The 12470-nt window shown below is 31.3% G+C and carries 11 protein-coding genes; all 11 read left to right on the top strand.

The genetic code is table 11. From position 1 onward, the window contains the following. The first annotated feature begins 90 nt into the window (after positions 1 to 90). The 11 genes from nspC to selD all read left to right on the top strand — a co-directional run bounded on the left by nspC (position 91) and on the right by selD (position 12402). On the top strand, positions 91 to 1239 hold the full coding sequence (nspC, locus tag OT390_RS07705; RefSeq protein WP_406611475.1) for a carboxynorspermidine decarboxylase: 1149 nt from the start codon (positions 91 to 93) through the stop codon (positions 1237 to 1239). A gap of 303 nt (positions 1240 to 1542) precedes the next feature. Beyond that, on the top strand, positions 1543 to 2256 hold the full coding sequence (locus OT390_RS07700; protein ID WP_406611474.1) for a molecular chaperone: 714 nt from the start codon (positions 1543 to 1545) through the stop codon (positions 2254 to 2256). After that, complete coding sequence (locus tag OT390_RS07695) at positions 2231 to 2422, top strand: twin-arginine translocation signal domain-containing protein (protein WP_002803269.1); 192 nt, start codon at positions 2231 to 2233, stop codon at positions 2420 to 2422. The genes OT390_RS07700 and OT390_RS07695 overlap by 26 nt, the downstream gene beginning before the upstream one ends. Next, positions 2422 to 5226 carry a formate dehydrogenase subunit alpha gene (locus tag OT390_RS07690; protein WP_079254195.1) on the top strand — a complete coding sequence of 935 codons (2805 nt, stop codon included), beginning with the start codon at positions 2422 to 2424 and terminating at the stop codon, positions 5224 to 5226. Before OT390_RS07695 ends, OT390_RS07690 begins: the two co-directional genes overlap by 1 nt. Further along, complete coding sequence (fdh3B, locus tag OT390_RS07685; protein ID WP_002851264.1) at positions 5223 to 5864, top strand: formate dehydrogenase FDH3 subunit beta; 642 nt, start codon at positions 5223 to 5225, stop codon at positions 5862 to 5864. The genes OT390_RS07690 and fdh3B overlap by 4 nt, the downstream gene beginning before the upstream one ends. Beyond that, positions 5861 to 6793: a formate dehydrogenase subunit gamma gene (locus tag OT390_RS07680; RefSeq protein ID WP_002867229.1), complete on the top strand. Its 933-nt coding sequence runs from the start codon at positions 5861 to 5863 to the stop codon at positions 6791 to 6793. The genes fdh3B and OT390_RS07680 overlap by 4 nt, the downstream gene beginning before the upstream one ends. Before the next feature lie 166 nt (positions 6794 to 6959). Continuing rightward, positions 6960 to 7742: a formate dehydrogenase accessory sulfurtransferase FdhD gene (gene fdhD, locus OT390_RS07675; protein ID WP_002867230.1), complete on the top strand. Its 783-nt coding sequence runs from the start codon at positions 6960 to 6962 to the stop codon at positions 7740 to 7742. Continuing rightward, the gene (locus OT390_RS07670; RefSeq protein WP_002822570.1) at positions 7735 to 8472 is read left to right on the top strand and encodes a winged helix-turn-helix domain-containing protein; all 738 of its coding nucleotides are present in this window, start codon (positions 7735 to 7737) and stop codon (positions 8470 to 8472) included. Before fdhD ends, OT390_RS07670 begins: the two co-directional genes overlap by 8 nt. Before the next feature lie 112 nt (positions 8473 to 8584). Continuing rightward, positions 8585 to 10687 (top strand): aspartate chemotaxis receptor CcaA, encoded by a 2103-nt coding sequence (gene ccaA / locus OT390_RS07665; protein ID WP_002833220.1) that lies wholly within the window; start codon positions 8585 to 8587, stop codon positions 10685 to 10687. Between the two features lie 110 nt (positions 10688 to 10797). Further along, positions 10798 to 11370, top strand: coding sequence for a sulfurtransferase-like selenium metabolism protein YedF (yedF, locus tag OT390_RS07660; RefSeq protein WP_002867232.1), 573 nt, complete (start codon positions 10798 to 10800; stop codon positions 11368 to 11370). 9 nt (positions 11371 to 11379) lie between these two features. After that, a complete protein-coding gene (gene selD / locus OT390_RS07655) occupies positions 11380 to 12402 on the top strand; it encodes a selenide, water dikinase SelD (RefSeq protein WP_011049992.1) in 1023 nt (340 codons plus the stop codon). Positions 12403 to 12470: the final 68 nt, after the last annotated feature.

Below are 12470 nucleotides of genomic sequence, written 5' to 3'. Positions count from 1 at the left end.
AGTCATTATTTTTTTAACTTTAGTAAATATTTATTTTGAAAATTTGGTTTAATTTTGTTATGATTTTAGCAATTTAATCAAGGAAAAATAATGTTTTATGAAAAAATTCAAACTCCAGCTTATATTTTAGAAGAAGATAAATTAAGAAAAAATTGTGAGCTTTTAGCAAGTGTTGGTGAAAAAAGTGGTGCTAAAGTGCTTTTAGCTTTAAAAGGTTTTGCTTTTTCAGGAGCGATGAAAATTGTTGGAGAATACCTAAAAGGTTGTACTTGTAGCGGACTTTGGGAAGCAAAATTTGCTAAAGAATACATGGATAAAGAAATTCATACTTATTCACCTGCTTTTAAAGAAGATGAAATAGGTGAAATAGCCAGTTTATCTCATCATATAGTGTTTAACTCTTTAGCCCAATTTCATAAATTTCAAGCTAAAACACAAAAAAATTCCTTAGGTCTTCGTTGTAATGTTGAATTTTCTCTAGCCCCAAAAGAACTTTACAATCCTTGTGGAAGATACTCAAGACTTGGAATTCGTGCTAAAGATTTTGAAAATGTGGATTTAAATGCTATAGAAGGACTTCATTTTCACGCACTTTGTGAAGAAAGTGCTGATGCTTTAGAAGCAGTTTTAAAGGCTTTTGAAGAGAAATTTGGCAAATGGATAGGGCAAATGAAATGGGTGAATTTTGGAGGAGGACATCACATCACTAAAAAAGGCTATGATGTTGAAAAACTTATTGCTTTGTGTAAAAATTTCAGTGATAAATATGGCGTGCAAGTTTATCTTGAACCAGGCGAAGCGGTGGGTTGGCAAACAGGAAATTTGGTGGCTAGTGTAGTAGATATCATAGAAAATGAAAAACAAATTGCTATTTTAGATACTTCAAGCGAAGCACATATGCCAGATACTATCATCATGCCTTATACAAGTGAAGTTTTAAATGCTAGAATTTTGGCCACAAGAGAAAATGAAAAAATTTCAGACTTAAAAGAAAGCGAATTTTCCTATTTGCTTACTGGAAATACTTGTTTAGCAGGTGATATAATGGGAGAATACGCCTTTGATAAAAAGCTTAAAATCGGCGATAAAATTGTTTTTTTAGATCAAATTCATTACACCATTGTGAAAAACACAACTTTTAATGGTATAAGACTTCCAAATCTCATGCTTTTAGACCGTAAAAATGAACTTCAAATGATAAGAGAATTTTCTTATAAGGATTATTCTTTAAGAAATTAGTATTATTTATAATTTGCATAAAATGTTAATTTTACTCGGAAGAGAATCAAAGATGTAAATTTTATGCAAAGTATTTTATTTTTTCAAATATAAAATCAACTCAAATATCTAATTTTCAATACTTTGGTATGATTTTTTAATATTTTAAATCCTTGTGGAATTTTATTGAAATTCAGTGATTTTTAAATCAAATAGTATTAAGATAAATCGATTTAAAAATCGGCTTTAAAATGAATATTAGGTATATTTTGCATAATATTCATTCAAGCAAAATTTAAAGCTATTTTTGAAAATTTTGAATGCATGGGAGCTTTAATGGATTTGGAAAAATTAAGATTAGCTAGAAGTCTTTATTATCAATGTCTAGGAGAGCTTTTTGTTTTTTCATTTTCTGAAGAAAGATTGTCAAAATTACAAGAGTATTTAAAGACAATGCAAGAATGTTTATTTGATGAAAATTTAAAATCAAATTTTGATATCTTGCTTAAGCATTTAGATGATGAAAATTCTATACAAGCATTTTTTAAAGAATATGATTTGCTTTTTTTAAGTCTTAAAAATAGCATTCCAACGACTTTTTCTTACATAGAAGAAGGTTTTGAAAATTCAAATCCTTTACTTTGCGTGCGTCAAATTTTAGTCAAAAGTAAAATAAGACGCAATGAAAAATTTTTTAAAGAAAGTGAAGATAGTGTTGGATTTTGTTTATTGTTGATGAGTGAATTTTTAAGGCAAAATGAAGATGATTTAGTCAAAGAGCTTTTTGAAAAAGTGATCAATAAAAGCATTGATGAGTTTTTAGGCGATGTTTTCATGAATAAAAATGCGAATTTATATAAGGAAATTGCAAGTATTGCATCGGCTTTTATGGAATTTGAAAGACTTTGCTTTGAAGTGGAAAAACCTGCAAAAATAAATTCTAAAAAAGTGCAAAACGATCTATCGCGTTCAGAATTTTTAAGAAGAGAAGCAAATAAACAAAGGAGGACTCGTGAAAAATCGCAGGGAATTTCTTAAAAAATCCGCTTTTGCCTTAGGGGCTGCTGGAGTGCTTGGTAGCACGACTTTAGCTCTAGCTAAAGATGAAGAAAGAAAAGATTTGGTTAAAGGTAAAAGTAAGAAAAAAGAAGTGCTTTTTCAAAGAAGTGCTAATTGGGAAAAATATTATATAAAGGCTGAGTAATGTCAAGTGTAGGTGAAAATATCAAGCTTACGCGTCGTTCTTTTCTTAAAATGGCAGCACTTTCAAGCCTAGCAACACCGTTGCTTGCTAGAAGTGAAACTTTAAGAGAAGCGAGTGCTGATGAGCTTAAAGAAGCGTATGAAGGTAGTAAAAAAGTAAAAACAGTTTGTACAGCCTGTTCTGTAGGCTGTGGGATTATTGCAGAAGTGCAAAATGGTGTTTGGGTGCGTCAAGAAATTGCTCAAGATCATCCTGTGAGTTCAGGTGGACATTGCTGCAAGGGATCTGATATGATCGATATGGTGCGTTCACATGTGCGTTTAAAATATCCCATGAAAAAAGAAAATGGAGAATGGAAACGCATAAGTTATGAGCAAGCTTTAAGTGAGATCGGAGAAAAACTAGCTGCTTATCGTAAAGAAAATCCTGAAAGTGTTATGTTTTTAGGTTCTGCAAAACTTAATAATGAACAAGCTTATTATATAAGAAAATTTGCAGCATTTTTTGGAACGAACAATGTAGATCATCAAGCTAGAATTTGACACAGCGCAACAGTCGCCGGTGTGGCGAATACATTTGGTTATGGCGCTATGACAAACCATCTTGGAGACATTCAAAGAAGTAAATGTATCATTATCATTGGAGCAAATCCAGCGGTAAATCACCCTGTGGGTTTTAGACATTTCTTAAAAGCAAAAGAAAAAGGTGCAAAGCTTATCGTTGTAGATCCTAGATTTACAAAAAGTGCAGCAAAAGCGGATATTTATGCAAGAATTCGTCCAGGAACTGACATTGCTTTCATGTATGGAATGTTAAAAATCATTTTTGATGAAGGCTTGGAAGATACAAAATATCTTGATGAAAGAGTTTTTGGAATTGATAAAATTCGTGAAGAAGCAGCAAAATGGACAGCTGAAGAAGTGGAAAATGTTACAGGGATCTCTAAAGAACTTTTGGTGCAAATCACTCACGAAGTAGCTAAAAACAAACCAACTACGCTTATTTGGGCTATGGGTTTAACTCAACATACTGTAGGAACTTCAAATACACGTTTAGCACCTATTGTGCAAATGGTACTTGGAAATATAGGTAAATTTGGTGGTGGAGTTAATATCTTACGCGGACACGATAATGTTCAAGGTGCTTCAGATATGGCTTGTTTGAGCGAAAATTTACCAGGTTATTATCCTTTAAATGAAGCGACTTGGAGATACTATGCCAAAATTTGGGGTGTGGATTATGAGTGGCTTTTAGGAAATTTTGTAAGCAAAGATTGGATGCATAAAACTGGGCTTTCACTTGCTAGATGGTGGGCAGCGGCTTTAAATGGAAAAGATGGAAATGATGCTATCGATAATGCAGGAACGCCTTTAAAAGCTTTAGTAGTTATGGGAAATGGTATTACTTCGACTGCACAACAAGTAAAAGTTAAAGAAGGTTTGGAAGCTTTAGAGCTTTTAGTTTTAGCCGATCCTTTTGTAAATGAAGCAGGGATTATTGCAGAAAGAAAAGATGGAATTTATCTTTTACCTGCAGCAACACAGTTTGAAACAAGCGGAAGTGTAACAGCAACAAATCGTAGCGGACAATGGAGATTTAAAGTTGTAGATCCACTTTATGAAAGCATGGAAGATCAAGAAATTTTATTTGAGCTTGCTAAAAAATTAGGTTTTTATGAAGACTTTACCAAGACTTTACGCGATGAAAAAGGTGAGATTGTTTGGCCTGAAAATGCAACAAGAGAAATTGCAAAAGCAGTTAGAAGTATAGGGCTTAATGGTTGGAGTCCTGAAAGGCTTAAAAAGCATACTTTATACTGGGATAAATTTGATGAGGTAACTTTAGAAGGAAAAGACGAAGTTGCGGGCGAGTATTACGGGCTTCCTTGGCCTTGTTGGAGTGATAAGCACCCAGGTTCTCCTGTACTTTATAATACCGACATTGAAGTAGCAAAAGGTGGTATGGGCTTTAGAAATAATTTTGGACTTGAGTATGAAGGAGAGAGTTTACTTGCTAAAAATGCGCCTTTAAATTCACCTATTGATACAGGTTATCCACAAATTACTAAAGATAATATAGAAAAAGTTTTAGGTATTACTTTAAGTGCCCAAGAAAAAGAAAAAATGGGATCAACTTGGTCTTATGATGATAGCAATATCATAGCAACTAAATGTATAGAAAAAGGCATAGTTCCTTATGGAAATGCTAAAGCTAGAGCTGTAGTTTGGACTTTTAAAGATAAAATTCCACTCCACCGTGAGCCTTTACATTCTCCAAGAAACGATTTGGTGCAAAAATATCCAAGTTTTGAAGATCAAAAAGCACTTTATCGCGTGGATACTAAATTTGTTTCTGTGCAACAAGCTAAGGATTATTCTAAAGAATTCCCGCTTAATCTTGTTACCGCAAGACTTGTGAATTTAAATGGTGCAGGTATGGAAAATAGAGCATCTATGTATCTAACGCGTTTAACACCTGAAATGTTTTGTGAGATCAATCCTGAATTAGCAAAAGAGCAAGACATTAAAGCAGGAGATATGATTTGGGTGCATTCTCCAGAAGGCACTAAAATTCATGTAAGAGTGAAGGTTAATCCAGGTGTAGCAAAAGATATGATTTTCTTGCCTTTCCATTTTACAGGAGTTATGCAAGGCGTGGATTTAACGCACAATTTCCCAGAAGGAACTAAGCCTTATGCAAGCGGAGAAAGTGCTAATACGGTAACAAATTATGGTTATGATATCATGTGTCAGATTCCAGAGACTAAAGGCGGGCTTTGTAGAATCAGTAAGGATGGAAAATGAGTAAGGTAAATTTTGCAAATTTAGAAAAAGAACGCTTGAAATTCTTTTGTGATAATGAGCGTTGTATTGATTGTAATGGTTGTGCGGTAGCTTGTGATGAAGCACATGAGCTTCCTATTCATATTCGCCGCCGCCGTGTGATTACTTTAAATGAAGGAATTCAAGGAAAAGAAGTTTCAACTTCTATTTCTTGTATGCATTGTGATGATGCTCCTTGTTCTATCGTTTGTCCTGTGGATTGTTTTTACATCCGTGCTGATGGTATTGTTTTACACGATAAAGAAATTTGCATAGGTTGTGGATATTGTCTTTATGCTTGTCCTTTTGGTGCACCACAATTTCCAAAAGATAGTGTTTTTGGAAATAAAGGCATTATGGATAAATGTACTATGTGTGCAGGTGGCCCTGAAGCAACGAATTCAGAAAAAGAAAGAGAACTTTATGGTCAAAATCGTATCGCAGAAGGAAAAGTCCCTGTATGTGCTGCGATGTGTTCAACAAAAGCACTTTTAGTAGGTGAAAGTTCTAAAATAGAAGAGATTTATCATAATAGACTTATGAATAGAAATTATGGCATTCCAAATCCTTCGGAAAGTTTGGAATGGAAGATTGCTTACACAGGAAAGGAACGCTTATGAGAAAAGTATTTGTAACGCTTTTATTAAGCGTAGTGAGTTTATTTGCTTATGGTAGCGAGAGAATGGGACAAGATACTCAAATTTGGGATTTTCATCGTATTACAAATATCCCAAATTATGATACTTTTGGCAAACTTTGGACAACTTTGCAAGGTGAATATATAGCTACTATAGCTTTAATCGCTGTTATTGCGGTATTATCTGCATTTGCTTTGCATTATATGGTTATAGGACCTAAGCAATTTTCACACGATGGAAAGAAAATTTATGCTTTTACATTATTTGAAAGACTTTTTCATTTTATCGCGGCAATTTCTTGGGTGATTTTAGTGCCAACTGGTTTTGTGATGATGTTTGGGGCGACTTTTGGAGGCGGACTTTTTGTAAGGGTTTGTAAAAATTTACATGCTTTTGCAACGGTTTTATTTATCATCTCTATAATCCCTATGTTTTTATGGTGGATTAAAAGAATGCTTCCTGCAAGTTATGATATCAGATGGATGATGATAGTAGGTGGTTATTTAAGCAAAGTAAAACGTCCTGTACCTGCAGGTAAGTTTAATTTTGGTCAAAAATCTTGGTATTATATAGCTGTATTTGGTGGATTTTTGATGATAATTACAGGTGGATTTATGTATTTTCTTGATTTTAATTCCACGGCAATTCAAGGTCTTTTTGGTTTAACTCAAATTGAACTTTTAAGAATTTCAGCTATAGTGCATAATTTCTTGGGTATAGTGTGTGCAGTGTTTTTTGGTGTGCATATTTATATGGCAGTATTTGCAATCAAAGGCAGTATCCATTCTATGATTAGTGGTTATAAAGAAGAAGAAGAGGTTTATATTTTACATTCTTATTGGTATAAAGAATTAAGCAATAAAAAGCAAATTGAACCTAGTTTTTCTTATGATCCTAATGTAAAAATTTAATCTTTAACCGCTATGTTATTGCATAGCGGTAGTTTTAAGCTTTTTTGAAATAAATAGAACGAATTTTATTTTATAAGTTGAATCTAAAATCTATTTTTCCATATGTGAATTTGTTATTTATGTTTTTTTGATATAATATTATTTAAAGATATTTAAAGGATAAGGTATGGATCCGTTATTTACAACTCAAATTTTAAAATATAAAGGCAATGAATCTTTTACATGTGATGATACTTTAGTGCGTGAAATTAAGCTTGAAATTTTTATTAATGATGAAAAAGTAGGTGCTTTAATGGCAACTCCTGTAGATGAACAGGCATTAGCAATAGGATATTTAATGAGTGAAAATATCATTGCGAAAGTAAGTGATATTGAGAGTATAGAAACAAAAGATGATGGTATGAGTGTGCATATTAAAGCAAAGATTGATAAAGAAAATTTAGCAAAGCTTAATGCTGAAGGTGTAGTTATAAGTGGTTGTGGTAGAGCACATACTGCAAATATCGATCCAGAAGCCATTGAAGCGAGTAAAATTAGTTCTGATGCAAAATTTAGCAAAGGTGAAATTTTAAAACAAATGAGTACTTTTTATACTCAATGCGAGCTTTACGAGAAAACAGGCTGTGTGCATACGGCTAAGCTTTTTGTAGATGAGAAAACTTTTTTTATAGGTGAAGATATAGCTCAACATAATACCATAGATAAAGCTTTAGGAAAAGCACATTTAGCTGGGGTTGATTTAAGTCAATGTTTTTTAATGGTTAGTGGAAGGCTAAGTTCTGAAATGGTAGCTAAAGCAGTTATGCATAAAATTCCAGTGCTTGTTTCACGCACGGCTCCTACTTGTTTAGGGGTTATGATAGCAAGAAAATTTGATTTAACGCTTTGTGGTTTTGCTAGAGAAAATAAGATCAATATTTATAGTGGAGAATTTAGAATTCATGGATAAAAATCAAGAAAAAGAAATCATCTCATATATGAGAGAATTGTTAAATAGCAATGAAAAATTAGATTGTGGTACGGCTTTTAAAATTGCAAAGAAATTTAATATAAATATAGAAAAAATCGGACAATTAGCCGATGAAAATCACATGAGAATTGATAATTGCGAGTTGGGGCAATTTGGACATTTAGATTTTGAAAAAGCAAAGATTGAAGTGCTTAAAAAAATAGAACCTAGTTTAGATGAAAAGCGTAGAATTTTTTGTAAAGATGCAAGAGATATTGCTAAAGAAGGTTGTGGACTTAAAAGTATGCGTTCAGCTTTAAAAACTTATAAGGTTGATGTAAAGTATTGTCAACTTGGTTGTTTTAAAGAAAAAAAAGGTAAGCAATTTATAGTAAGAACAAAAACTTGGATTGAAAATGCGGATGGAGATTTGCTTTTTGGTCGAGGAAAAACAGAACTTTTAGAACTTATCGGACAAACAGGTAGTTTATTACATGCTTCTAAACTTATGGGGATTAATTATAAAAAAGCTTGGATGCATTTACAAACCTTACAAAAAAATTCTCAAGAAATTTTAGTTAGCACAAGACAAGGACGCTCTAAAGAATCAGGAACAAAACTTACTCCTAGAGCTATGGAATTGATGGAAAATTACTCTATTTTGCAAAAAGACATAGAAGAATACGCTAATAAACGCTTTAAAGAATTGTTTTTAAAAGGAAAAAAATAAATCTTCTATCAAAAAATACTAATACATAATTTTTTTATAATTAATTAATATTATTTTTTTAAAAATATGTTAAAATTAGAATCTAAATTTTTTATTTTTTAGGAGTTATAAGATGTTTAAATCTTTAAATATAGGTTTAAAACTTATTTTTTCTGTGGCAGCTGTTGTTGTTATTGGACTTGTTATTTTAATTTCATTAATCACAAAACAAGTAAGTCAAAATATTACCAAAAATACAGAAGATATTCTTGCTTCTATCACGAAAGAATATGCTACTCAAACTCAAGGAATTTTTGGGGAAATGATCGCTTTAAATAAAAGTATTTCAGGTACTTTAACAGAAATGTTTAGATCAACCTCTAAAGAAGATTTAGATATAGACAATATAACAAATATTATAACCAATACTTTTGATAATAGTGCTTATTCTAATTTTACTTATTTGTATCTTATTGATCCGCCAGAATACTTTAAAGAAGAGAGTAAATTTTTTAATACTCAAAGTGGAAAATTTGTTATGCTTTACGCTGATGAAGAAAAGGATAATAAAGGCGGAATAAAAGCAATACAAGCTAGTGATGAAATAGCTAATCTGCAAGTTGTGCAAGATATATTAAAAAAAGCAAAATATGGGGAAAATAAAGTATATATAGGCCGTCCTATTAAGATGAATTTAGAAGGTCAAGATTTTGATGCTGTAAATGTTGCTATGCCTATTTTTGATCGAAAAAATCAAGTTGTAGGTGTCATAGGCATGACTTTAGATTTTTCAGATATTGCTACTTATCTTTTAGACCCTAAAGGTCAAAAATATGATGGTGAATTAAGAGTTCTTTTAAATTCAGATGGTTTTATGGCGATACATCCAAATAAAAATCTAGTTTTAAAAAATTTAAAAGATATCAATCCTAATAAAGGTGCACAAGAAACTTATAAGGCCATAAGTGAAGGAAAAAATGGAGTTTTTAACTATATAGCTTCTGATGGTGATGATTCTTATGCTGCGATTAATAGTTTTAAAGTGCAAGATAGTTCTTGGGCAGTTTTGGTAACTGCTCCTAAATATTCAGTATTTAAACCCTTAAAAAAATTACAATTAATTATTCTTGGTGCATCTTTTATTTTTATTTTTGTTGTTTTAGGAGTGGTTTATTATTGCGTAAGAAAAATTGTCGCATCTAGATTGCCTGTGATTCTTAGTTCTTTAGAATCATTTTTCCGTTTTTTAAATCATGAAAAAATTGAACCTAAGGCTATTGAAATTCGTGCTAATGATGAGCTAGGAGCAATGGGAAGAATCATAAATGAAAATATTGAAAAGATTCAAATATCTTTAGAACAAGATCAAAATGCTGTAGATGAATCGGTGCAAACTGCTAGAGAAATCGAAAAGGGTAATTTAACTGCAAGAATTACTAAAAATCCTATAAATCCTCAATTAGTAGAACTTAAAAATGTTCTTAATAGGATGCTTGATGTTTTACAAAGTAAAATTGGTTCTAATATGAATGAAATTAATAGAGTTTTTGATAGTTACAAGGCTCTTGATTTTAGTACAGAAGTATTTAATGCTAAAGGTGAAGTTGAGATTACAACTAATATTTTAGGCAAAGAAATTAAAAAGATGCTTGTAGCTTCTTCAAATTTTGCTAAAGATTTAGCCAATCAGTCAGAAGAGTTAAAAAATTCTATGCAAAAACTTGCTGATGGCTCTAATGCACAAGCGAGTTCTTTAGAACAATCGGCTGCAGCTGTAGAGGAGATTAATTCTTCTATGCAAAATGTAAGTGGAAAAACAGTTGAGGTTGCTTCACAAGCTGATGATATAAAAAATATTGTCAATGTGATTAAAGATATCGCTGAGCAAACGAATCTTCTTGCTTTAAATGCAGCTATTGAAGCTGCACGTGCTGGAGAACATGGGCGTGGTTTTGCAGTTGTTGCAGATGAGGTAAGACAGCTTGCGGAAAGAACAGGAAAATCCTTATCTGAAATCGAGGCAAATATTAATATACTTGTTCAAAGCGTAAATGAAGTAGCAGAATCTGTAAAAGAACAAACAGCAGGAATCACACAGATTAACGATGCTATAGCACAACTTGAAACTGTAACTAAGGAAAATGTCGAAGTTGCAAATGTCACCAATAATATAACAAATGAAGTCAATCAAATTGCTGCGGCAATTCTTGAAGATGTGAATAAAAAAAGATTTTAAAAAAGCTCATTTTTGAGCTTTTAAATTTTTTCTATATTATTTAAAATTTTTAAACACAAAACAAGTAATAAAATAATATTATTTTTCAAAGCTAATATCAAGGAAAAATAATGAAAATTGATTGTCGCAATCTATCTTGTCCTCAGCCTATAGTTGAAACAAAAAACGCTCTTGAAAAACTTCAAGAAAATGAAATTTTAGAAATTGTTTTAAATTCTATTATTTCAAAAAATAATGTTGTAAAATTTCTTAACTCTTTAAATTTAAACCCTATTGTAGATGAAAATGCACAAGAGTTTTGCATCAAAGTACAAAAAAAGAATTTTGATTCTAGTGAAGTAAATATTCACGATTATAATGTTTTATTTTTAAAAACCGACAAAGTGGGTGAGGGTGAATTGGGACAAAATTTACTTGTAGGATTTTTAAGTACCTTAAAAAATTTAGATCATGCTCCAAGTAAAATTCTTTGCGTAAATGAAAGTGTTTTAATCAATGTTGATGAAAATCATAAAGCACATTTAGCTATGAAAGAACTTGAAAATTTAGGTATTGAGATCATAAGTTGTGGAGCTTGTCTAGAATTTTTTAATAAAAGCAAAGAACTTAAAATAGGAAATATAGGCAATGCTTATGAAATTTTAAACGAGCTTTTTGGTAAAGCAAAAATCATTACTCTATAAGGAAAAACACTGCAATATAAAAATCAAAATTTAACGCATTTTGTTAAAGCAGCAGGTTGAGCAGCGAAATTAAGCCCGGGTGGTCTTAAAACAATTTTAAATTTCATGCAAAAAACTCCTGCTTTACTTAGTGATATCGGAAATAATGAAGATGCAAGCGTATATCAAATCAGCCGCGATTTAGCTTTGGTGCAAACGCTTGATTTTATCACTCCTATAGTAGATAGTGCTTATCATTTTGGTGCTATTGCTGCAGCAAATGCTTTAAGTGATGTTTTTGCTATGGGTGCAGAGGTAATTAATGCCTTAAATATAGTAGGTTTTGATACTTGTAATCATGATGTAAATATCTTAAAAGAGCTTTTAGAAGGTGCAAATGATAAGGTTCAAGAATGCAATGCTTTAGTTGTGGGTGGCCATACTATAGAAAGCACTGAGCTTTTTTTTGGACTTAGTGTTACAGGAAAAGTACATCCTAGTAAATTTATTGCTAATAATACTTCTAAAATCGGAGATTGTATCATTTTAACCAAGCCTTTAGGAACAGGAATTTTAAGTACAGCTTTAAAGGCGCAAATGTTAAATCAAAAACATTTAGATATAATGCTTAAAAACATGATGGAGTTAAATTATAAAGCCAGTCAAATTGCTCTTAAATTTCATCCAAGTGCCATGAGTGATGTCACAGGTTTTGGACTTTTAGGACATTTAAAAGAAATGCTAAATAAAAATATTTCTTTTGAAATTTTCCAAAATGAAATTCTTTTTCTAGAGGGAGCAAAAGAATATTTTAATATGGGTTTAATTCCTGCTGGAGCTTATAAAAATTTAGAATTTATAAAAGAACTTATCCCTGATTTAAATGAAGAAAAATTATTACTTTGTGATCCGCAAACTTCAGGAGGACTTTTAATTTCTATAAGTGAAAAAGAATCCTTAGAATGTTTAAAAAAACTAGAAGATGAAAATATTCAAGCTAAAATTATTGCTAAGGTTGTAAATAAGCAAGAAAATGATATTATCATTTCTTAATTTTTGTTACTTATATACCCATTAAAATTTTTTTTATCATTTTTTATACATTTTCTATGATTTAAAAT

This window comes from Campylobacter sp. CFSAN122748, assembly GCF_045277125.1.
Taxonomy (GTDB): Bacteria; Campylobacterota; Campylobacteria; order Campylobacterales; family Campylobacteraceae; genus Campylobacter_D; species Campylobacter_D jejuni.
Note: the sequence above shows the minus strand (reverse complement) of the source record. Positions and strands in the feature narration are given on the sequence as shown.

Bases quoted from the DNA above. Each gene is read 5' to 3' on its own strand.
- nspC (WP_406611475.1), top strand. From the start codon at position 91: ATGTTTTATGAAAAAATTCAAACTCCAGCTTATATTTTAGAAGAAGAT.
- OT390_RS07700 (WP_406611474.1), top strand. From the start codon at position 1,543: ATGGGAGCTTTAATGGATTTGGAAAAATTAAGATTAGCTAGAAGTCTT.
- fdh3B (WP_002851264.1), top strand. From the start codon at position 5,223: ATGAGTAAGGTAAATTTTGCAAATTTAGAAAAAGAACGCTTGAAATTC.
- OT390_RS07680 (WP_002867229.1), top strand. From the start codon at position 5,861: ATGAGAAAAGTATTTGTAACGCTTTTATTAAGCGTAGTGAGTTTATTT.
- fdhD (WP_002867230.1), top strand. From the start codon at position 6,960: ATGGATCCGTTATTTACAACTCAAATTTTAAAATATAAAGGCAATGAA.
- OT390_RS07670 (WP_002822570.1), top strand. From the start codon at position 7,735: ATGGATAAAAATCAAGAAAAAGAAATCATCTCATATATGAGAGAATTG.
- ccaA (WP_002833220.1), top strand. From the start codon at position 8,585: ATGTTTAAATCTTTAAATATAGGTTTAAAACTTATTTTTTCTGTGGCA.
- yedF (WP_002867232.1), top strand. From the start codon at position 10,798: ATGAAAATTGATTGTCGCAATCTATCTTGTCCTCAGCCTATAGTTGAA.